The sequence below is a fragment of the Gemmiger gallinarum genome (assembly GCF_014982805.1).
GTDB classification, from domain to species: domain Bacteria; phylum Bacillota; class Clostridia; order Oscillospirales; family Ruminococcaceae; genus Gemmiger; species Gemmiger gallinarum.
In genome coordinates this window covers 86,571-105,688 of sequence record NZ_JADCKC010000003.1, presented here as the reverse complement: position 1 = coordinate 105,688, position 19,118 = coordinate 86,571, and the positions used below count along the sequence as shown (strand labels likewise).

Annotated in this window: 18 protein-coding genes; 10 read left to right on the top strand and 8 right to left on the bottom strand. The window is 58.8% G+C overall.

The window, feature by feature from the left end; all coding sequences use genetic code 11:
* Positions 1-191 precede the first annotated feature (191 nt).
* From INF35_RS09680 to INF35_RS09665, 4 genes are all read right to left on the bottom strand, one after another.
* Positions 192-1,682: a PTS transporter subunit EIIC gene (locus INF35_RS09680; protein WP_235983201.1), complete on the bottom strand. Its 1,491-nt coding sequence runs from the start codon at positions 1,680-1,682 to the stop codon at positions 192-194.
* A gap of 429 nt (positions 1,683-2,111) precedes the next feature.
* Complete coding sequence (locus INF35_RS09675) at positions 2,112-2,432, bottom strand: hypothetical protein (RefSeq protein WP_193501948.1); 321 nt, start codon at positions 2,430-2,432, stop codon at positions 2,112-2,114.
* Positions 2,429-3,202: a copper homeostasis protein CutC gene (locus INF35_RS09670; RefSeq protein ID WP_193501947.1), complete on the bottom strand. Its 774-nt coding sequence runs from the start codon at positions 3,200-3,202 to the stop codon at positions 2,429-2,431. Before INF35_RS09670 ends, INF35_RS09675 begins: the two co-directional genes overlap by 4 nt.
* Positions 3,203-3,614: 412 nt before the next feature.
* Positions 3,615-3,890 (bottom strand): hypothetical protein, encoded by a 276-nt coding sequence (locus INF35_RS09665; protein ID WP_193501946.1) that lies wholly within the window; start codon positions 3,888-3,890, stop codon positions 3,615-3,617.
* A 244-nt stretch (positions 3,891-4,134) separates the two neighbouring features.
* Between INF35_RS09665 and INF35_RS09660 the strand changes: the two genes are divergently transcribed.
* The 5 genes from INF35_RS09660 (at position 4,135) to INF35_RS09640 (ending at position 8,178) form a co-directional block, all read left to right on the top strand.
* Positions 4,135-4,758 (top strand): LexA family protein, encoded by a 624-nt coding sequence (locus tag INF35_RS09660; protein WP_193501945.1) that lies wholly within the window; start codon positions 4,135-4,137, stop codon positions 4,756-4,758.
* 339 nt (positions 4,759-5,097) lie between these two features.
* A complete protein-coding gene (locus tag INF35_RS09655) occupies positions 5,098-6,462 on the top strand; it encodes a putative DNA modification/repair radical SAM protein (protein WP_193501944.1) in 1,365 nt (454 codons plus the stop codon).
* On the top strand, positions 6,441-7,313 hold the full coding sequence (locus INF35_RS09650) for a TIGR03915 family putative DNA repair protein (protein ID WP_193501942.1): 873 nt from the start codon (positions 6,441-6,443) through the stop codon (positions 7,311-7,313). The genes INF35_RS09655 and INF35_RS09650 overlap by 22 nt, the downstream gene beginning before the upstream one ends.
* A 56-nt stretch (positions 7,314-7,369) precedes the next feature.
* The gene (gene trxA, locus INF35_RS09645; RefSeq protein ID WP_193501940.1) at positions 7,370-7,675 is read left to right on the top strand and encodes a thioredoxin; all 306 of its coding nucleotides are present in this window, start codon (positions 7,370-7,372) and stop codon (positions 7,673-7,675) included.
* Between the two features lie 359 nt (positions 7,676-8,034).
* Positions 8,035-8,178 carry a hypothetical protein gene (locus INF35_RS09640; protein WP_193501938.1) on the top strand — a complete coding sequence of 48 codons (144 nt, stop codon included), beginning with the start codon at positions 8,035-8,037 and terminating at the stop codon, positions 8,176-8,178.
* A gap of 89 nt (positions 8,179-8,267) precedes the next feature.
* Here the strand turns inward: INF35_RS09640 and INF35_RS09635 are convergent, their stop codons facing one another.
* Both INF35_RS09635 and INF35_RS09630 read right to left on the bottom strand, forming a co-directional pair.
* A complete protein-coding gene (locus INF35_RS09635) occupies positions 8,268-9,665 on the bottom strand; it encodes a Sapep family Mn(2+)-dependent dipeptidase (RefSeq protein WP_193501936.1) in 1,398 nt (465 codons plus the stop codon).
* Positions 9,666-9,751: 86 nt separating this feature from the next.
* Positions 9,752-10,168: a GtrA family protein gene (locus INF35_RS09630; protein ID WP_193501934.1), complete on the bottom strand. Its 417-nt coding sequence runs from the start codon at positions 10,166-10,168 to the stop codon at positions 9,752-9,754.
* 263 nt (positions 10,169-10,431) lie between these two features.
* Between INF35_RS09630 and INF35_RS09625 the strand changes: the two genes are divergently transcribed.
* From INF35_RS09625 to folD, 5 genes are all read left to right on the top strand, one after another.
* Positions 10,432-11,466, top strand: a complete 1,035-nt coding sequence (locus tag INF35_RS09625) for an alcohol dehydrogenase (protein ID WP_193501932.1) — start codon at positions 10,432-10,434, stop codon at positions 11,464-11,466.
* A gap of 280 nt (positions 11,467-11,746) precedes the next feature.
* Positions 11,747-13,024, top strand: coding sequence for a M16 family metallopeptidase (locus tag INF35_RS09620; RefSeq protein ID WP_193501930.1), 1,278 nt, complete (start codon positions 11,747-11,749; stop codon positions 13,022-13,024).
* On the top strand, positions 13,021-14,292 hold the full coding sequence (gene yfmH / locus INF35_RS09615; protein WP_193501928.1) for an EF-P 5-aminopentanol modification-associated protein YfmH: 1,272 nt from the start codon (positions 13,021-13,023) through the stop codon (positions 14,290-14,292). The genes INF35_RS09620 and yfmH overlap by 4 nt, the downstream gene beginning before the upstream one ends.
* An 81-nt stretch (positions 14,293-14,373) precedes the next feature.
* Positions 14,374-15,591 carry a prolipoprotein diacylglyceryl transferase gene (gene lgt / locus INF35_RS09610; protein ID WP_193501926.1) on the top strand — a complete coding sequence of 406 codons (1,218 nt, stop codon included), beginning with the start codon at positions 14,374-14,376 and terminating at the stop codon, positions 15,589-15,591.
* Positions 15,572-16,426: a bifunctional methylenetetrahydrofolate dehydrogenase/methenyltetrahydrofolate cyclohydrolase FolD gene (folD, locus tag INF35_RS09605; protein WP_193501924.1), complete on the top strand. Its 855-nt coding sequence runs from the start codon at positions 15,572-15,574 to the stop codon at positions 16,424-16,426. The genes lgt and folD overlap by 20 nt, the downstream gene beginning before the upstream one ends.
* Positions 16,427-16,581: 155 nt before the next feature.
* Here folD and INF35_RS09600 read toward each other — a convergent pair whose 3' ends face one another.
* Both INF35_RS09600 and asnS read right to left on the bottom strand, forming a co-directional pair.
* On the bottom strand, positions 16,582-17,640 hold the full coding sequence (locus tag INF35_RS09600; RefSeq protein WP_193501922.1) for an A/G-specific adenine glycosylase: 1,059 nt from the start codon (positions 17,638-17,640) through the stop codon (positions 16,582-16,584).
* On the bottom strand, positions 17,640-19,025 hold the full coding sequence (gene asnS, locus INF35_RS09595) for an asparagine--tRNA ligase (RefSeq protein WP_193501920.1): 1,386 nt from the start codon (positions 19,023-19,025) through the stop codon (positions 17,640-17,642). The genes INF35_RS09600 and asnS overlap by 1 nt, the downstream gene beginning before the upstream one ends.
* Positions 19,026-19,118: the final 93 nt, after the last annotated feature.

The window sequence follows — 19,118 nt, the reverse complement described above, 5'->3', positions numbered from 1 at the left end:
GGGTCCGGAAAAACGGAACAGGGAAGAGTGTGTAACTTTATTATAATACATATTTGTGAACGGCCTGTGTCTGCGGGCAATTCACAGGGCGGCTAAAAAAATCGCCCTGGGCAGGCGATAGCGCCCGCCCAAGGCGGAAACATGCGGGAGGAACCAGAACTCCCGCTGGGAAGCAAGGAGGGAAGAAGCTTTTACAGCATCTTCTTCAGCTCATCGTAGACGAACTGGACCTTGGGTCCGATGACGACCTGGCAAGCGTTCTTGCCCGGCTTGATGACACCGGCAGCACCGGCAGCCTTGACGGCCTTATCATCGACCTTGTCGCTGTCCTTCACGTCGAAGCGCAGACGAGTGGCGCAGTAGTCAACGTTGGTGACGTTGTCCTTGCCGCCGATAGCAGCCAGAACACCGGAAGCAATGTCGGTGAAGCTGTTGTTGGCCAGCTTGGCAGGAGCCTCAGCGGAGGTGTCCTCGTCCTCACGGCCGGGGGTCTTCAGATCAAAGACCTTGATGGCGAAGTAGAAGACGACGAAGAAGACGACCAGAGCAGCGAGGCCCAGAGGAATGATGAGGAGGGTATTCTTCGCAGCGGGCAGAGAAGCGGAGAAGACCAGGTCGGTCAGACCGGCGGAGAAGCTGAAGCCTGCGCGGAAGCCGACGTAGTAGGTGACGACGGTGAAGATGCCGTACAGCAGAGCGTAGACAACGTACAGCGGGAAGGCCAGGAACATGAAGGCGAACTCAAAGGGCTCGGTAACGCCGCAGACGAAAGCGCAGATGGCGGCGGAGCCGACCAGACCGAAGGCAACCTTGCGGCGCTCGGGCTTGGCGTTGAGGATCATAGCAGCAGCAGCGCCGGGAATACCGAACATCATGCAGGGGAAGAAGCCGGACATGTACATGCCCAGATCCCAGTTGATTTCGGTGCCCATGGTGCCGATGTCACCGGTGACCTTGCCGGCCCAGAAGTTGGACAGGTCGCCCAGGCCGATGGTATCAAACCAGAAGACGTTGTTCAGAGCGTGATGCAGACCGGTGGGGATGAGCAGACGGTTCAGGAAGGCGTAGATGCCGGCGCCGATGCCGCCCATGCTGACGATGGCGTCGCCCAGCCAGACCAGACCGGAGAAGATGAGAGGCCAGACGAACAGCAGAATTGCTGCGACAATGATGGAAGCCAGAGCGGTGACAATGGCTACGCAGCGCTTGCCGCTGAAGAATGCCAGAACGTCAGGCAGCTGGGTGCCCTTGAATTTGTTGTAGCAGACAGCACCGATGATGCCGGCCAGGATGCCGATGAAAGCGTTCTCGATCTTGCCGAAGGCGAGGGTCTTGATCTCGTCATTGGCGACCGCGGGCATCAGAGTGGTGACGACAGTGGTGTTGAGCAGTTTGGTGATCATCAGGTAAGAGACCATGCCGGCCAGAGAAGCGGTACCGTCGTGGTCATCAGCCAGGCCGACTGCAACGCCGACTGCGAACAGAATGTGCATGTTGTCGATCAGGGCACCGCCGGCCTTGACCAGGAAAAAGCCGATCATTTCAATGAGACCGGTGACTTCGCCGCCCTGCATGGTGGACGGGCACAGCGCATAGCCGATGCCCATCAGGATGCCGCAGATCGGCAGCGCGGCTACGGGAAGCATCAATGCTTTGCCGAGCTTCTGCAATTGTTTCATCATAAGAAGCATTCCTCCTAAAATCTCTCGCGTTTGCTTACACAACCGACGGGCTGCTCTGGTTCCCGGCAGCCCGTACACTTTGTTAAACAAATATTAACACATTCGTAACAAAAAAGAAAGGGATATTACGAAAGATTGGTCAACATTACAAAAAAGTACGAAAAGTACTGGTGGATATCTCTATGAAATTGATAAAAATGACGCTTTGACATGAAAAAAACGTTCATTTTTCAACGGGGGATACTTTTCAGAATCGTTGAAAATCTAACAAAAAATAAAAGGCAGCAGGAGAAAACTCCTGCTGCTAAAAATTATTTTGAAAGCTGAAATTTTATGCCGGGCAGATCAGGAATTCCCCTTGATCTGCCGGAAATAAAACACACGGCACAGGGGTTCTCCGGCAATCCGGTATCCGGCGAAATGGACAGGTCAGGAGAGACTGTTCAGATTGTCCGGGAAGTCGCTGTGGTACAAAACCGGTTTACACTTTTCCCTGGCATAGTCAATCTCCAGACGGACGGAATCCCCGATGTAGTGATCAACGTCAACAATATAGACAAAGTCACTCAGGTCGATTTTCCGCAGATGTGCATTTTCCAGCCGCTGCAGCATCTGTTGGGTAAGCGCGAGGCCGGATTCGTTGTAGGTACACTGCAAAACGTTAAAACCGAAGCTGCTTTCCAGCAGAAAGGCAATGCGCTTCATTTCATCCGAAAAGCGCATACTTCCGTAGATGGTCACTGTTTTCATGGCGCGGCCTCCCGGTCCAGGGCCAGACGGGCATCACGGACAGCCTCTTCGCTGGTGTACTGCAGATGCCATTCGTCCAGACCGGGCAATCCCATGGGGACACCCTCCCGGCGAAACAGCATGGCACTTTCCACCTCGGTTTTGCCACTCATATGAAAGGCCCGGGCCGAGGGGAGCTCTGTGCGAAGCGTGGTGATAACCGTCACACTGACACCCGCACCAATCAGGATTTCCGGGCCGCTTATCGCATCCCGCAGGGCAAGGAGTCTGCCGAGAGTTTGCCGTCCGGCCAGGCAATTTGCTGCGGCACCGCTGGTAAGGACCGTATCGATGCCAAGAACTGCCGCATCCCGATAGGTTTGCAGCGGGTCTCGACTGACATCAATCGCCCGGTGCAATGTCAGCCCGGCTCCGTCGGCGGCGTCACACAGACGTCGCGTTGCCTGTGCGTCCAGGCTTCCGTCGGGGCACAGAGCACCAACGACAAATCCGTCGGCTCCGGCTCGATGCAGTGCTCTGATCTGGGCGCAAAGCAGCGCAATCTCCTCAGAAGAGTACAGAAAATCCCCGGGCCGTGGGCGCATCAGGCAACGAATGGGAATTTCGCTGACAGCGCGAATCTGAGAAAGGAGCTCTGTCCAGGGCGTCAGGCCACCCACAGACAGTGCACTGCACAGTTCCAGGCGATCGGCGCCGCCACGGATCGCGGCCATGGCGGAAGCGTAACTGTCCACGCATACTTCCAGCAGGCGAAAGCTATTTTGATTCATACAACGGTTCCTTTCTTGGCTTTGCCGGGATGTAAGGTAATCACAATTTTCTGTATCTCTACTATATCACACTCGACGAGGCAAGAAAACACAAAACCCCCTGCAGCATGCCGGAATACAAAACAGGGGTTGCTTGGATGGGGGAGGCAGCTGCAAGGAGAATTGTGCAGTTATATGGATGTATCCGGACCATGCACAGAAGAAACAAAAAAGAAGCAACAAAATTCGGCCGAAAAGGCAGCCAAATCTGCCAGACTCTTTCATTTCGCTTGCGCAGGCAGACAAGGCGGAAGGAAACTGTGGAGTAGATAGGAATGGACTAACGCAAACAGTGAACCGGCAATGGATTTCGGTTTGACGAATGGAATTCATGTATCAGCTATTTTGATACAAGGAGCAGTATCGGCAAAGTTTATGCTGCGTGGCGTCCACCCGGCACTACGCGCAGAGAGACAGGCTGCCTTACTGCAGGGGCTACTGTGCGGCGAGGAGACGGCTGGATCTCCTCTGTGGGAAGAATCAGGCAGGAGAGCAGGTTGACCCCCACAAAAGAGGCAATGGCATATCCGACTGCAGCAGGCAGAGCAATGCTGCCCTGGATTGCAGCGGAGAGTAAAATAAACAGAGCAGCGGCCTCCACCAGAAACAGGAATTTGCAGACAGCTTGTTTGATGTTGGTAAGATTCATAGTAGTAGCCTCCTCTGGCAAAACGATGTGACAGGAAAAACAATACCGCAAACATCTTGAAACAACATATGGTTGTTTGATGAATTCACTATATAACAACTAACAGTTGTTGTCAAGAGCCTATTTACAACTTTTGGTTGGTGAAATTTTAAAATTCTCTTTACATGCACCACCTTTGGTTGTATAATGAAAACAGAAATACAGCAGGGACATTCTGCTTTTGCAGAGAAGATTGGGGGACCTTATGTTTTCTGAGCGTTTGAAACAGGCAAGAAAGAGCAAAAAGTTCAGTCAGGCTGAACTTTCCCGTCTTTTGGGGGTGACCCAGCAGGCGGTGGGAAAATGGGAAACGGGGCGTTCCACACCGGACCCCGGTACCGTTGCCCGACTGGCGGAGATTCTGGGTACAACGGCCGACGCGCTTCTGGGATTGCAGCAGCCGGAGTTTACGCAGCCGGTGGGAGATCATTTTGTCTCCTACGGTGAGAGCCCCATTCCCGTGGTAGGTACGGTACGCGCCGGCTACGGGGCGCTTGCCTTCGAGGAGGATTACGGCACGGAGTATGCCTGCGTCAAGGACCCGTCCAGTTATTTTTACCTTGTTGTAAAAGGAGACAGCATGGAACCGCGCATTTCGGACGGAGATCTGGCGCTGGTGCATCGGCAGTCTACTTTGGAAAACGGTGAGCTCGGTGTCATGGTATACGGAACCGACGGGGAAGGGACACTGAAAAAGTATATCCGGCGGGGTAACGCGGTTGTGCTGCATCCCTTTAATCCCGATTACGAGGATCTTGTCATCAAGGGAGAAGACCTGGATCATCTGTACATAGCCGGCAAAGTAGTGGAGACCAAAACCAAGTGGTAAAGGCCTGTCCTTCTGTGAAAGAGGCTTGCTTTTTCGTGTCTGTATTCAGTATACAGATACTTTTGTCCCATAATTTGGACATTTGACCTACTCCTCAATCATCTGCCCTCCATAGCCTGAAAAATCTCTACAGAGCAGTTTAGAGGCTCCGGAGCATGTATCTTAAGACAGCCCGCGGGATGCCGATGTTTCGGCGGGCTTTCTTTTTGACACCTTTTTAACTGATAATTATTCCTATATATAAGAGCGGACTCCATTTTTGCCGTTTGACTGACGGTATTCGTCCGCGGAGAACAGACCAAATGGCGGAAACCGCTGCACGGGAGGGAGGAACCTAACATGGATTTGGCGGAAAAATTGGAAATCCTGGCAGACAGCGCCAAGTATGATGTTGCCTGTACCTCCAGTGGAGTGGACAGGCCGGGGCAGCACGGCAAAATTGGAAGTTGCGCAGCACCGGGGATTTGCCACGCCTTCACACCGGACGGACGTTGCGTCTCTCTGCTGAAAGTTTTGTATTCCAACAGCTGCAGCTATGATTGCAGCTACTGCGTCAACCGGCGATCCAACGATATCCGCCGTGCCACATTTATCCCCCGGGAACTGGCGGAGCTGACCATCGGATTTTACCGCCGCAACTACATTGAAGGCCTGTTTCTGTCCAGTGCGGTGATGGGTAACCCCGACCTGACGATGGAACGAATGATCGAAGCTCTGCGCATTTTGCGGGAGGAATATCGTTTCCATGGATATATTCACGCCAAGGCGATCCCCGGAGCCGATCCTCTGCTGGTACGACGTCTGGGGTTGCTGGCCGATCGCATGTCGGTCAATATCGAACTGCCCAGTGAGGTCAGCCTGCAGCGTCTTGCACCCGATAAAAAGAAAGCAGCAGTGCTGGCCCCCATGCGTCAGATTGCGGATGAATCCCGGCAAAGCCGGCGAGAAATGCAGGTGTATCGAGGGGCAAAGCCTTTTGCCCCTGCTGGTCAGAGTACACAGATGATCATTGGCGCATCCCCCGAAACCGACCGTCATATCATCGGATTGACAGAAGCACTGTATAAAAAATACTCGCTCAAGCGTGTGTTTTACTCTGCCTATCTGCCTGTGGTGGAGGACTCCCGCCTGCCGGCTCTCACAACCCGGCCGCCCCTTCTGCGGGAACACCGGTTGTATCAGGCGGACTGGCTGCTTCGCTACTATCATTTTTCTGCGTCGGAACTCCTCAGCGAGGAAGAACCCAATTTTAACCCTTACCTGGACCCCAAATGCTGCTGGGCGCTCCGCAATCCCGCTTGCTTCCCGGTGGAAGTCAACACCGCATCCAAGGAGGAACTTCTCCGCGTTCCGGGCATCGGTCCCAAAAGCGCGCAGCGGATCATCAAAGCCAGAAGAATGCAGCACCTGGGCCTGGCGGAGCTCAAGCGCATCGGGGTAGTGCTCAAGCGGGCACAGTACTTTATCACCTGCAACGGATATCTGGGGGCACACGGCACCCGGGCAGAGATCGCCAATGCATTGCTGGACCCCAAGGCCTTCGGCGTGGGGGTACAGCAGCTGAGCCTGGACGACTGTATGCCCAAGGCATTGCCGGATGCCGCCCCCGAGCTGCACCAGCTGACGGCAGAGGGCATGGATGTGCTGCAGGCGGCGGCTCTTTTGCGACAGGAGGCAGTCACATGCATTACCAGGCAGATGTAGCAGACGTGGTTTACCGCTATGACGGCAGCATGCAGGGCTTTCTCTGCTGTGTGTTTGAAAGCTTTTGCCGCAAGGAATTGCCGGCGGAGATCTGTTCGCCGGCAGAGGATCGCCTGACGCTGTATCCGGACCGGGAAATTCTCACCGATTCTCAAAGAGCCCAAAGGGTACTGGCGGGCATAGAGCGGCTGGGCGGCAGTGTGAAGCAGCGGTTTACCACGGCTTTTTTGAGTACAGACCCGGAGAAAGAGCGGATTCTGCTCCGATATCTGCGCACTGCGTTCAATACAGGGCGAGGCGTTGATCAAATGCTGGGAGACCCGGATGTGGCGGCGGCCTGGCAGTTGGAGCGGGCGGTCAATGGGGAAGCGCACCATTTTATCGAGTTCCTGCGGTTTGAGGAGCGCGGCGGCATGCTGGGTGCGGTGATCCATCCCAAAAACATGGTGCTGCCGCTGCTGCGCGGGCATTTCTGCAGCCGCCTGCCGGATGAGTCTTTTCTGATTTATGATGCATCCCACGGAGTGGCCATGATGCGCCGCGGGGATACGGTGCGGTATTTGGAAATGACTGATTATGATCCGGTATCGGACCCGGAAGAGCTGGAATGGCAGAGTATGTGGAAACGCTTTTTCAAGGCTCTGACCATCGAGCAGCGCCGCAACGAACGCTGCCAGCGTACCCACTGCCCCAGACGGTTCTGGCAGGATATGTGTGAAATGACAGGGGGCTGTCTGGCCGTGCCGGAACGGACAGTGTCCACAGCAAAGCGCAGCCTGCCCGGCAACAGTTCGGAAGGGACGGACATAAGATCTTCCACTTTGGTGACAATATCACAGACGCCGCAGTGAAAAATGGGTATACTCTAACCATAGAAATCACCCAAGACGCGAAGGAGGTACTTTCCATGAGTGCTGTTCATATTACAAAAGACAATTTCAATACCGAAGTTCTGCAGAGCGACCGTACGGTTCTGCTGGATTTCTGGGCCAGCTGGTGCGGCCCCTGCCGCATGGTCTCCCCTGTGGTGGACGAGATCGCGGACGAGCGCAGTGATATTCTAGTGGGCAAAGTCAATGTGGATGAGCAGCGTGAGCTTGCGGCGCAGTTCGGCGTTATGAGCATCCCCACGCTGGTTGTCCTCAAGAACGGCAAAGAAGTTCAGCGCTCGGTGGGAGCCCGGCCGAAGAGCCAGATCCTGGCCATGCTGTAATCTGTATACCGTTCATCAGGAAAATACAGGGAAAAGAGAGCCTCTCCGGTCTGTTGTGTCCGGGGAGGCTCTCTTTGTGCAAAACCCAAAGCTTTGCCCGGGTCATGGACGGCAGGCGACCGGCTGTGTCCCCTATGGAAAGGGGAACGTTCGGAATGTATTCTGAACGGGCACGGCCGGCAGGTCAGAAGAGAACATTCCGTGCATTTTGAGCAGTTTTACCAATCAAAGCACTGAATTTTATGCATTGTGGATAGGACTTCCCATCGGGTAAAGATTGTACTTTTCGCAGCGGTGTGCTATACTAAAACAAATCTTGTTTTGACTGGCCCGCAGCGGCGGGCAGGGAGGTATTGCGCATGAAATCGCTGTTGAAGCTTTTGGTCGCACTGGCCGCTCTGGCCGGGATCTGCTACCTGGTTTTCTCGTGGCTGGATCAGGAGGAAGATCCTGACTATATTTCGATCTACGGCGGTCCCGAAGACACGGGCGACGACCAGTAAGTTTATCGCACAAAAAACAAGCGCGCGCTTGAGAGAGCATCTCAGGCGCGCGCTTTTGTTTTTTCACGGGATGGAAGCAGGCCGACCCCTCAGAACTCCAGCTCTTGCAGGCGGAGCAGAGCCAGAATATAAATCTTCAGCGCTTCGATCATCTTGTCGAAGTTGGCACCCTCATTGGCACCGTGCATGGGACCGGCAAAGTCGGGCAGAGGCAGGTCGGTGTGCTCGGGGCCAAAGCTGACGGCAAAGGGGAAGTGCCGGGCATAGGTGCCGCCGCCCATGGTGAAGGGCTCTTTGTTTTCTCCGGTGACCTCATTGTAGGTGTCGATGAGGGTGCGGATGGCAGGGCTGTCGGCGGGAATATAGAAGGGAACGCGGCTGCTGATGTCCTCCAGTGTGGCGGCGTCGCCGCAGACCTGGGTCATGGCTTTGGTAAGCTTGTCGCAGTCAGTGTTGGTGGGGTAGCGGCAGTCGAAGCTCTGACGGAGCTTGCCGTCCTTGCACTCCATGGTGCCGCCCACAATGGTCAGCGGGCTGAACAGGCCGTCATCGGCGGCAATGCCCAGAGCGCTGCCGTCGGTGGAGGCGTGCAGCTTCTGCAGAACTTTCAGGTACGCGGCCTCGGCAGGGGAGCATACGCCGCTGTCCAGCAGGTAGTTGACCAGCAGGCCGATGGCGTTGACGGTCCCTTCCGGCATGGCCGCATGGCCGCTCTTGCCCCAGCCGCGCAGGGTGACGGTGCCGTCGCCGTTGTCCTCCACAGTGACCTGCTCGCTGGCGGCAAAGGCGGAAGGAGCTGCCTTCACCACGCAGAAGGCACGGTCAGGCACCGCATTTTTGGCAACACCGCCGGCAAAATCCACGATCACGCCGTCGGTCAGCACGGGGGAGACCAGCTCGCCCGAGAAGCCGCCCTTTTCGCCGTTGCAGACGGGGAACTCGGCATCGGGGGTAAAGCAGAAGGCGGGCATGGCGAAATGCTCAGCGTAGTATTCCACATCCTGCATATGGGTTTCCTCGTTGGCGCCCAGCAGAGCGCGCACGGGGTAGCGCAGAGCAGCGCCGCTGTCCTTGAGGTATTTGAGGGCGTACAGGCAGAGGATGCCGGGGCCCTTGTCGTCGGCTACGCCGCGGCCCAGCAGCCAGCCGTCCCGGACACGGACGGTGTAGGGATCGGCATCCCAGCCGTTGCCTTCCGGCACCACATCCACGTGGGTGATGGTGGCCAGGAACTTCTGGCCGTCGGCGATGGGGCCGGTCTGTGCCCAGCCGATGTAGCCGTCGGCGTTATGGGTATCGAGCCCCAGCTCAGCGGCAATCTCCAGACCTTTGTCCAGTGCAGCCCGGGGACCCTTGCCGAAAGGCGCGCCCGGTTCAGGGGTACCCTCCACGCTGGGGACAGCGCACAGGCGGGACACATCCCGCAGAATGGCGTCGCGGTTGGCTTCAGCAAAGGCGTCAATGGACGCCCAACGGGGATCATTCATGGAAAAAACCTCCTAACATTCGGCCGGGACACAACACGCCCGAACGGACAGAAAAACATCCGTTCGGGCGAGCGGTCATGGCCGTCTCAATATACAAATTTTTTCTGAAGCAGATAGTTCAGGAAAAACAGCAGGCAATCCACCGGAATTTTGGCCGCCAGCTCAGGCATTCCGGCAGGGAACAGCCCCACCAGCAGCGAGACAAGCAGGGCGCTGGCCAGCGTTTTCAGCACAGTGATGGTGGTGTACAGCGTGGCCGACCGGGTGTGGGTGGCGTGGCTGTGGAAAACAAGGAAATAGTTGAGGAGATAATTGCACAGCGACGACAGGACCCGGGCTGCGATGGTGGCCGCCAGAATATACATCCGGTCGCCGAACAGCGGCTGGAAGGGCACACACAGCAGGGCAAAGGCCGCCAGGTCCACCACGCTGGAACTCATTGAGGAAACCAGAAACCGCCAGAAAGGCTGTCCCTGGGCGGTGCTTTGGGATGAATGACTCATAAAACCGTACCTTTCTTGTATTCAATATACACTTTACCACGCCGGCATGGGAAATTCAAGTGCCGGGAACAGCCGGAAGAAGATTGAACAAAAATCGTCTGAGCGTTGTTTTGTGTAGGCGCCGGCCTTTGATTTCCTCGCTTCCGGGATGCATCATGCTCATTCCGGAAAGGATACAATCGGCGCCGCCTGTGTTATAATAGAGCAAAACCATATGGCGCGACCCGGAAAATTTCGGGCGCGCCGCGCTGGGAGGCAGCAGTATGCTCGCATATACCTATCTTTCCAAGGGAAATTTTCAACTGATGGAAAGGCCGAAACCAGTCCTGCAGAATGACCGTGACGCCATTGTCCGGGTAACGCTGGCCAGCATCTGCACCAGTGACCTGCACATCAAGCACGGGTCGGTGCCCCGGGCGGTACCGGGCATCACCGTGGGCCATGAGATGGTGGGCGTTGTGGAGCAGGTGGGCAGCAAAGTGCACAGCGTCCGACCGGGAGACCGGGTGGCCGTCAATGTGGAGACCTTCTGCGGCGAGTGCTTTTTCTGCCGCCACGGCTGGGTCAACAACTGCACCGACCCGGACGGCGGATGGGCGCTGGGCTGCCGCATCGACGGCGGCCAGGCGCCCTATGTGCGGGTGCCCTGCGCCGACCAGGGTCTGACCCGTATCCCGGATTCGGTCACCGACCGTCAGGCCCTGTTTGTGGGGGATATTCTGGCCACCGGTTTCTGGGCGGTGCGCATCTCGGACATCGGGCCTGAGGATACGGTGCTGATCCTTGGAGCCGGGCCCACGGGCGTCTGTACCCTGGCCTGCGCTTTGCTCAAGCATCCCCGTCACATCATTGTCTGCGAGAAGGACCCCGACCGCCGGGAATTTGTCCGGACCCATTACCCGCAAGTCCTCACCGTGGGGCCCGAGGAGGTGGCCGGACTGGTGGCACAGACCTCGGAGCACGGCGGTGCCGATGTGGTATTGGAGGTGGCCGGTGTGCCGGAGACTTTCCGCCTGGCATGGGAGTGTGCCCGGCCCAACGCCGTTGTGACGGTGGTCGCCCTGTACGACGGTCCCCAGACGCTGCCTCTGCCCGACATGTACGGCAAAAATCTGACCTTCAAGACAGGCGGTGTGGACGGCTGCGACTGCGCCGAGATCCTCCGGCTGATCGAGGAGGGAAAGATCGACACCACACCCCTCATCACCCATACCTATCCGCTGGAACAGATCGCTCAGGCCTACGACCTCTTTGAACAGCGCCGGGACGGTGTCATCAAGGTGGCCATTCAGCCGTAAAGGCAAAAGCACCGCACAGCCTGCGGGCAAGAGCGGAAACTTGCATCCGGAAAAAGTAAAAGTTGCCTTGCTGCCGGTCGTGGCCGGTGCGGTGTTCGGGGGCATCTGTGGGCAGTCTGGCCGTTTGACACAGGCTGCACAAAATATCCGGCGTTCTTTACACCCTGTAGGAAAAGTCATATAATGAAGCGTAACTCTTTTGCCGCGCGGCAGCGCCGATTTCAGAGAAAGTCCGCCCTGCCCTCCGCGGCTCCAAATCCCCATTGCAGGAGGTAGTTCTTTGCAACGAAAACAACTTGCGCCCGGCGTGTTCCTCACGGAGCTGGACGCTGAAAAATTCAACCGATGCCGCATTGCCATTCATCTGCGCTACCCGGCCCGCCGTCAGAGTGCCACCGATGCGGCCGTGCTGTCCATGGTGCTGGAGCGGGGCTATGCGGGCTGCCCGGATATGACTCAGCTGTCCCGGCGGCTTGCCGCCCTATACGGCGCGGACCTGGGCGTGGACCTGGGCAGTGCAGGGGGCGACCGGGTGCTCTCGGCGGACATCTGCGGCATCAAGCAGCAGTTTGCCCTGGCCGGGGAGGACCTGGTGGCCTCCTATGCCGACATTGTGTTCGGCATCCTGTTTGAGCCCTATCTGGTGGATGGCAGCTTTGACCCTGAGGCGGTGCGCATTGAGAAGGAATCCCTGCGCCGCCGCCTGCAGGGGGAGTACAACGACAAGCGCCTTTACTGCGTGCGTCAGGCCCGCCGCCGCTTTTACGGGGACAACCCGGCGGGCATCGAGCTGTACGGCTATCTGAACGAGATCGACGCGGTCACGCCTCAGACAGTCAAGGCGGAATATGACCGCATTCTCGCCCAGGCCACCATTGATGTCATGGTGCAGGGCGCGGACGCGGCGCCGGTGGCGGAGCGCCTGCTTGCCCGTCTGGCAGACATCCGCCGGGCACCGGCTCCCATCACCCAGCTCTGCCCGGTGCCCGCCGCGCCGGTGCGCCACTATACCGAGGAGATCTCCGGCCTGACCCAGGGCAAGCTCTGTATGCTGTTCACCCGGGATGCGGCGGGGGAACTGCCCTCCATCCATGTGCTGCGCATGGCCATGGGCATTTTCGGCGGCACGGCCACCAGCCGGCTGTTCCGCAATGTGCGGGAAAAGCAGAGCCTCTGCTATTACTGCGGCTCCAGCGCCCTGCGAGCCGCGGGAGTCATGATGGTGGACTCCGGCGTGGAATCGGCCAACATTGAAAAGGCGGAAGCCGCCATTCTGAAAGAACTGTCCGACCTCTGTGCCCGTCCCGTGGACGAGGAGGAGATGGAACAGTGCCGCCGCACCCTGCTGGCGGGCATGGACTCGGTGGGAGACAGTCTGGCAGGCCTGGCAGGCTGGTATTACGGCCAGATCATGCGGGGTGAGCCCCTCACCGCACCCGAGGAGGGCAAGGCACAGATGTGCGCCGTCACCCCGGGCCAGGTGCAGGAGATCCTGCAAAGCTACAGCTACTCGGTCTGCTACGCGCTGACCGGGCAGGGAGAGGAGGCGGACGCATGAGTTCCATTCGGGAAAAAGCTGCTGCTGCGGTGCGCTGCCGCAAGGAGGTCCTCCCCAGCGGTCTGACCGTTCTCTGCCGCACCATGCCGGACTACAGTACGGTGCATGCCATGTACGGCACAGCCTTCGGCTCCACGACGCGGGAGTTTGTCCTGGACGGCAAGAAGATCACGCTGCCCGCGGGGACCGCGCACTTTTTGGAACACAAGATGTTTGAATCGGAGGAAGGCGACGCCTTTGCCCTGTATGCAAAGACCGGGGCCTCCGCCAACGCCTTCACCAGCTGGGACCGCACCTGCTATATCTTCTCGGCCACCAGCTGCATCGACGAAAATCTGGATATTCTTCTCAACATGGTGGGCAAGCCCTGGTTTACCAAAGAAACCATTGCCAAGGAACAGGGCATTATCGGCCAGGAGATCAAGATGTACGACGACAGCCCGGACTGGCGTTTGCTGACGGGACTGTTCCGCTGCCTCTATCCCACCGACCCCATCCGCGACGACATCGCAGGCACGGTGGAGAGTATCGCCCAGCTCACGCCGGAGCTGCTCTACGCCTGCACCGATGCCTTCTACAATCCGGGAAACATGGTACTGGCCGTGGCGGGCAACATTGAGATGGACCAGGTATTGGACGCCTGCCGCCGTGCCGGACTGGACAAGCCGGTGCAGCCCCATACGGTGGAACTGCCTTCGCCCGCTCCCGAGGGCCCCATTGCCCGGCGGGAACTGCAGTTTTCCATGCCGGTGACCCGTCCCTGCTTTGCCCTTGGCTACCGGGAACAGCCCATTGCCCGGGGTGACATCAAGCGGGAGATCCTCTGCGACATGCTGCCCGATCTCATCTGCGGCGGTCTGACCGACCTCTACCGCAAGCTCTATGATCAGGCCCTGGTCAACCCGGAGTTCAGCGGGGATTATATCCTGACCCGCAGTTCCTGTTCCATCGCCTTTACGGGGGAGAGTTCCTGTCCCCAGGAGGTTGTGCAGATGGTGCGGGATGAAATTGCCCGGCAGCGGCGGGAGGGCGTTGACCCGGAGCTGTTCACCCTGGTCAAGAACCAGATGTACGGCGAGCTGCTGGCCGTGCTGGAGGGGGTGGAGGACGCCGCGGGACAGATCGCCCTGGCCTTCCTGAAAGGCACCACGCTGGAGGATCAGATCGCCATGCTGGCAAGCCTGACCCCCGCCGACGCCAATGAAGCCCTCCAGACCATGATGCTGCCGGAAAACGAAGCCTATGTGGAGATCACTCCGCAGCAGTAACTTTGGACAGAGCGGCAGTTTGCCGCAAAACATACAACAAGGGCTGCCGCAGCCCGGCAGCCCCGAGAGGTGGGAATGACAATGACCTATCATGTGCAATTTCCGGGCCTTGGCCTGGAGCTGACCCTCAACCGCGTGGCGTTCAGCATCGGCGGTTTTGACGTTTACTGGTACGGCATCATCATTGCGGCCGGTATGCTGCTGGCCATGCTGTTTGCCTTCCGGTATGCGGTGGACTTCGGCATTGACGCCGACCGTCTGGTGGATGTGGTACTCGTCGGTACGGTGGCGGCCATCATCTGCGCCCGTGCCTACTATGTGATCTTCGCCCCGTTTGAGTATGAGAGCTTCTGGCAGATGATCGACATCCGGGAAGGCGGCCTTGCTATCTACGGCGGTGTGCTGGGCGCCTTTATCTTCGGCGGCCTGGCCGCCAAATGGCGCAAGGTACCCATTTTGCCAATGTTTGACCTGGTGGGCATCTGCTTTTTGATCGGGCAGGGCATCGGCCGCTGGGCAAACTTTATCAATCAGGAGGCCTTCGGTACCAACACCACGCTGCCCTGGGGCATGTACAGTGAGGGAACCGAGCGTTACCTGGCCGGTGTGCAGTCTACCCTTGCCGCCGAGGGCATCACGGTGGACCCGTCTCTGCCGGTGCACCCTACGTTTTTGTATGAAAGCCTCTGGTGTCTGGCCGGCTTTGTGATTCTGGCATTGTTCATGAAGCGCCGCCGCTTCCACGGACAGCTCTTCCTGTCCTACATTATCTGGTACGGTATCGGCCGGTTCTGGATCGAGGGCCTGCGCACCGATTCCCTTATGGTTACCGACACCCTGCGCACCAGCCAGCTGGTGGCCCTGATCTCGGTGGCGGCAGCCGTCATCCTGATGGTGGCGGGGCTGAACCATGCAAAGGGCAAACAGCTGACGGTTCCGCTGGCAGTGGCCAGCATCAAGATGGCCGACGGCCCCATAGCGGTGATTCCGGGCAGCCTGCCGGCTTCCGCCAGCCATGCAGAGTTTGTCAAGGCAACTGCTGAGATGAACCGGACCATCGCGGAAATGGCGGAGAAAGACCACGGCGAAAAGGCCGACGGGGACAACACGGAGGCAAAAGCCTCCGTGGCAGAAGCGGCGGCACAGCCTGACGAAGAACCTGCCCCGGCGGAGGAGAAAGCTCCCGAAACCCCGGCAGACACCGAGCCCGCCGACAGCGCAGAGGATACTGCCTCTGCAGCAGCGGACAAATCCCGCGACACAGAAGAGGAGGCACCCCATGCAGGCACAGATCATTGACGGAAAAGCCCTTGCCGCCCAGGTGAAGGGGGAGGCTGCGGCCGAGACCGCTGCCCTGAAAGCCAAAGGCGTCACCCCCTGCCTGGCCGTGATTCTGGTGGGGGAGGATCCCGCCAGCCAGGTCTATGTCCGCGGCAAGGCCAAAGACTGCGGTGACTGCGGCATCGACAGCCGGGTCATCCGCCTGCCGGAACAGACCACTCAGGCGGAACTGCTCAAGCTGGTGGGGGAGCTGGCTGCTGACAAGGCCGTCAACGGCATTCTGGTGCAGCTGCCTTTGCCCGCTCAGATCGACGAGAAGGCGGTCATCAATGCCATCCCGCCCGAGAAGGACGTGGACGGTTTTTCACCGGTCAACGTGGGCCGGATGCAGATCGGAGAACCCTGCTTTTTGCCCTGTACCCCGGCGGGCTGTATCCGCATGATCGAGTCCACCGGTACTTCTATTGAGGGCAAGCACGCGGTGGTCATCGGCCGGTCCAACATCGTGGGCAAGCCTGCGGCATTGCTGCTTTTGGCCAAAAACGCCACCGTCACCATTTGCCATTCCCGCACGGCCAACCTCAAGGAACTGTGCGCAGGCGCGGATATTCTGGTGGCCGCGGTGGGCAAGGCCGGCTTTGTCACCGGCGATATGGTCAAACCCGGTGCGGTGGTCATCGACGTGGGCATCAACCGCGGTGAGGACGGTAAGCTCCACGGCGATGTGGACTTTGCCGCTGCCGCCGAGAAGGCCGCGTACATCACCCCGGTGCCCGGCGGCGTCGGCCCCATGACCCGCGCCATGCTGATGAAGAACACCGTCCAGGCGGCTGCCCGTCAGAACGGCCTGTAAGCCCGGTGTTCAACTCCACAGCGACACAAACGATAAAAGGCGATGCCCGGTCAAAATCGGGCATCCGCCTTTTTGTCATCTGTTGGTGAAAAAGTGGAAAATCTTTCGGTGTCATATCCTGCCGAAACCGGCTCCCTCAAGAAGCGCCGCAGCGCTCAGCGTGCAGCCCCTGCTTTGCCCTCCATGGCGGGCAGATAGGCCGCGAAGGCACTGGGCACCGAGTAATCGGCGGCCAGCTCTTCCGGCATGGCCCAGACGCAGTTGCCGGGCAGGGCGGGGGAGGCATCCGTCTCCGCCAGCCAGCCCTCCATCTGCCAGACCTTGTGGGTAAAGACATGCTTTGCCGGACCCAGGAGCGAGAGACCGCGGACAGGCAGTCCCATCCCATCCAGCACGGCGCGGACTTGGTCGGCGGATAGCCGCCCCTCCAACAGAAGCGGCTGCCACAGCCTTGCCAGAAGGCCCTTGTCCGGCCGCTTTTGCAGCAGCACACCCTGCGGCCCCCGCACAACCACCACCGTCAGCGGCAGCTCCGGCCGGGGCTTTTTGGCGGGTTTGACCGGCAGCGACGCAGCCCGTCCGGATGCCCTGCCCAGGCAGACAGCCGCCAGCGGGCAGCGCTTGCACAGGGGCGCGCCGTTGGGCAGGCAAACCAGCGCCCCCAGCTCCATCAATGCCTGGTTGAAATCTCCCGGGTTATCGGCGGGCAGCTGCTCACACACCCGTTCGGTGAACAGCCGCTTGGTCTCGGGGCGGGTAACGTCGGAATCGTCGTCATAGAGGCGGGCAAACACCCGCAGCACGTTGCCGTCCACCGCAGGCACCGCCATGCCAAATCCGATGCTGGCAATGGCCCCGGCTGTGTAATCCCCGATGCCGGGCAAAGCCCGCAGAGCGTCGTAGTCGGCAGGCAGCTCCCCGCCGTACTGCTCGCAGATCACCCGGGCGGCCTTCTGCAGGTTGGCGGCACGGCTGTAGTAGCCCAGCCCCTGCCACAGCTTGCGCAGCCGGTCGGGGTCGCAGGCGGCCAGAGCGGCGGGGTCGGGCAGCTCGGCCACAAAGCGCTCGTAGTAAGGCACGGCAGCCGTCATGCGCGTTTGCTGGAGCATGATCTCACTGATCCAGATATGATACGGAGTAGGCTCCTGCCGGAAAGGCAGGAGCCTACGATTTTCATAGAACCAGTCCAGCAGCGCGTCTGAAAACCGCTGCATCAGAAACCACCGCAGGTGCGGGGGAAGGGCAGCACGTCGCGGATGTTGGGAATGCCGGTCACATACATGATGAGCCGCTCAAAGCCCAGACCGTAGCCGGCATGCTTGACACTGCCGAAACGGCGCAGGTCAAGGTACCACTCGTAGTCGCTGCGGCGCATGCCCAGCTCGTCCATGCGGGCGGTCAGCACATCCAGACGCTCCTCACGCTGAGAACCGCCGATCAGCTCGCCGATGCCGGGCACCAGCATGTCGGCAGCGGCAACGGTCTTGCCGTCGTCGTTCATGCGCATATAGAAGCTCTTGATCTCCTTGGGGTAGTCGGTGACAAAGACCGGCTTGTGGAAGACCTGCTCGGTGAGATAGCGCTCGTGCTCGGTCTGGATGTCGGTGCCCCATTCCACCTTGTACTGGAACTTGTCGTTGTTCTTTTTCAGGATCTCCACCGCGTCGGTGTAGCTGATGCGGCCGAACTCACTGCTCTCCACCAGCTGCAGGCGCTCCACCAGACCCTTGTCGAAGAACTGGTTGAAGAAAGCCAGCTCGTCGGGGCAGGTGTTGAGCAGATGGCGGATGACATACTTGATCATCGCCTCGGCGGTGTCCATATAGGTGTTGAGATCGGCAAAGGCCATCTCGGGCTCGATCATCCAGAACTCTGCCGCATGACGGGGGGTATAGCTCTCCTCCGCGCGGAAGGTGGGGCCGAAGGTGTAGACCTTGCCCAGAGCCATGGCCATGGCCTCGGCTTCCAGCTGGCCGGAGACCGTCAGGTTGACCTGACGCTTGAAGAAATCCTTGGTGTAATCCACCTTGCCGTCCTCGGTCTTGGGGACGTTGTTCAGGTCCAGAGTGGTCACCTGGAACATCTCGCCGGCGCCTTCGCAGTCGGAACCGGTGAAGATGGGGGTATGCACATAGGTGAAGCCGTTCTCGTGGAAGAAGCTGTGCAGGGCATAGGCTGCCTCGCCGCGCACACGGAACGCCGCATTGAAGGTGTTGGTACGGGGGCGCAGATGAGGCATGGTGCGCAGGTACTCCACGCTCATGCGCTTTTTCTGCAGGGGGTACTCGGGGCCGCAGGGGCCCAGCACCGTGATGGTGTCAGCGTTGATCTCAAAGGGCTGCTTGGCCTGGGGGGTCAGCACCAGACGGCCGGTCACCTCAAAGCTGGTGTAGAGGCCGCTCTTGGCGATCTCGGCATAGTTGGCCAGCTTGGCAGCCTCAAAGACGATCTGCACCGGCTTGTAGCAGCTGCCGTCGGTCAGCGAGATGAAGCCGATGTTTTTGGAATCCCGAACAGTCTTGGCCCAGCCGTACACCTTGACTTCGATGCCGTCGGCGGGGGTCTGAGTGTAAAGGGATGCAATCTCAGTTCTTTCCATTGTAGTCCACTCCCTCACAGTCGGCGGTATCCCATTCCGGGAATGCCGCCAGGTATTTTTTTATTATATCCTGTTTTGCTTCGGTTGTAAATG

Excerpts from the sequence above, each read along its gene's own strand:
- asnS (WP_193501920.1), bottom strand. The coding sequence starts at position 19,025 with ATGGAAAGAACTGAGATTGCATCCCTTTACACTCAGACCCCCGCCGAC.
- INF35_RS09670 (WP_193501947.1), bottom strand. The coding sequence starts at position 3,202 with ATGAATCAAAATAGCTTTCGCCTGCTGGAAGTATGCGTGGACAGTTAC.
- folD (WP_193501924.1), top strand. The coding sequence starts at position 15,572 with ATGCAGGCACAGATCATTGACGGAAAAGCCCTTGCCGCCCAGGTGAAG.
- INF35_RS09680 (WP_235983201.1), bottom strand. The coding sequence starts at position 1,682 with ATGATGAAACAATTGCAGAAGCTCGGCAAAGCATTGATGCTTCCCGTA.
- INF35_RS09655 (WP_193501944.1), top strand. The coding sequence starts at position 5,098 with ATGGATTTGGCGGAAAAATTGGAAATCCTGGCAGACAGCGCCAAGTAT.
- INF35_RS09635 (WP_193501936.1), bottom strand. The coding sequence starts at position 9,665 with ATGAATGATCCCCGTTGGGCGTCCATTGACGCCTTTGCTGAAGCCAAC.
- INF35_RS09600 (WP_193501922.1), bottom strand. The coding sequence starts at position 17,640 with ATGCAGCGGTTTTCAGACGCGCTGCTGGACTGGTTCTATGAAAATCGT.
- INF35_RS09675 (WP_193501948.1), bottom strand. The coding sequence starts at position 2,432 with ATGAAAACAGTGACCATCTACGGAAGTATGCGCTTTTCGGATGAAATG.
- INF35_RS09660 (WP_193501945.1), top strand. The coding sequence starts at position 4,135 with ATGTTTTCTGAGCGTTTGAAACAGGCAAGAAAGAGCAAAAAGTTCAGT.
- INF35_RS09640 (WP_193501938.1), top strand. The coding sequence starts at position 8,035 with ATGAAATCGCTGTTGAAGCTTTTGGTCGCACTGGCCGCTCTGGCCGGG.
- INF35_RS09625 (WP_193501932.1), top strand. The coding sequence starts at position 10,432 with ATGCTCGCATATACCTATCTTTCCAAGGGAAATTTTCAACTGATGGAA.
- INF35_RS09650 (WP_193501942.1), top strand. The coding sequence starts at position 6,441 with ATGCATTACCAGGCAGATGTAGCAGACGTGGTTTACCGCTATGACGGC.
- INF35_RS09665 (WP_193501946.1), bottom strand. The coding sequence starts at position 3,890 with ATGAATCTTACCAACATCAAACAAGCTGTCTGCAAATTCCTGTTTCTG.
- trxA (WP_193501940.1), top strand. The coding sequence starts at position 7,370 with ATGAGTGCTGTTCATATTACAAAAGACAATTTCAATACCGAAGTTCTG.
- yfmH (WP_193501928.1), top strand. The coding sequence starts at position 13,021 with ATGAGTTCCATTCGGGAAAAAGCTGCTGCTGCGGTGCGCTGCCGCAAG.
- lgt (WP_193501926.1), top strand. The coding sequence starts at position 14,374 with ATGACCTATCATGTGCAATTTCCGGGCCTTGGCCTGGAGCTGACCCTC.
- INF35_RS09630 (WP_193501934.1), bottom strand. The coding sequence starts at position 10,168 with ATGAGTCATTCATCCCAAAGCACCGCCCAGGGACAGCCTTTCTGGCGG.